This is a genomic window from Streptomyces flavofungini, assembly GCF_041028215.1.
GTDB lineage: Bacteria > Actinomycetota > Actinomycetes > Streptomycetales > Streptomycetaceae > Streptomyces > Streptomyces flavofungini_B.
Map to the genome: position 1 here is coordinate 1 of NZ_JASKYR010001430.1, position 651 is coordinate 651.

Consider the following 651-nt stretch of genomic DNA (forward strand, 5'->3'; position numbering starts at 1 on the left):
CCGAAGGACAGGACCAGTTCGGTGAGGGTGCACAGCACCTCGTAGTCCAGTGAGCGCGGGTAGACCTGGCCGACACTGCTGAGGACGCGCTCGAAACCCAGGTGGGCGGCGACGCGCCGGTCGATGCGCGCCAGCGCGCGGCGGTCGCCGTCGAGCAGATGGAGCAGGTCCTGAGCGGTGCCGACCGCTCCCTTGAGGCCGCGCAGGGGGTAGCGGGCGAGCAGGGCGCGCAGGCGGTCGGCCGTGCGGTGCGGTACGGAGGCGGTGAGGCGCCGGGCCCGGGTGTGCAGGTGCTCCAGTGACCTCCGCACCCGGGCCTGGGTCACGTTGTCCGTGATGTCGCAGGAGGTAAGCCCCTTGTGGATGTGCTGATGTCCGGCGAGCGCGTTGAACTCCTCGATGCGGGCCTTCAGGTCGTGCCGGGTCACGCGCTCCCGCCGGGCTATGGACACCAGATCGACCTGGCCGACGGCTCGCTCGTAGGCGGCGAGCACCGCGGCGGGGACGGGGATGCCCTCGGCGTGCTGGGCGCGGAGCACCACCAGCCACAGGCGTCTCTCCATCACCACCTGGGTGGACGGCGACCACAGCGCGGCGAGCGCGGGTGAGGCGTACTCCTCGGCCAGGACGTCGGGGCAGAAGATGTCCGCG

The 651-nt window shown here is 71.9% G+C and carries 1 pseudogene; it reads right to left on the minus strand.

The features are described from left to right. Window positions 1-644: pseudogene (locus AB8Z36_RS41500) on the minus strand (adenylosuccinate lyase); the annotation flags it as partial. Between the last annotated feature and the right edge of the window lie 7 nt (window positions 645-651).